Raw genomic sequence first — 285 nt, 5'->3', positions numbered from 1 at the left:
TGCCCTCGTCAAACGCGCCAACCATGACGACCGACAGCCGCTGACGCCCTCAAGTGGGTGGAAATGAAGTGAGATTGCGGCACAGGATCAGTGGTTCGGATTGCCGGACGGGCTTCTCAGCACCCTCGCGTGGATTCGTGCAAGGGCCGCAGGGTCTGTCCCGCCCCGTTACACGTCGGCTTTCCAGGCCCGTCAGAGCCCGCATCACTTGCGGAGGTGGCGTTGGATCTCCTATCCTCTTCCCTATCCTTGCTATCCTTTCGCCAATCTGGCGCAAACTACTTT

The organism is Candidatus Accumulibacter vicinus, from assembly GCF_000584955.1.
GTDB classification, from domain to species: domain Bacteria; phylum Pseudomonadota; class Gammaproteobacteria; order Burkholderiales; family Rhodocyclaceae; genus Accumulibacter; species Accumulibacter vicinus.
The sequence above is the reverse complement of the archived record's forward strand: the minus strand, read 5'-3'. Positions refer to the sequence as shown.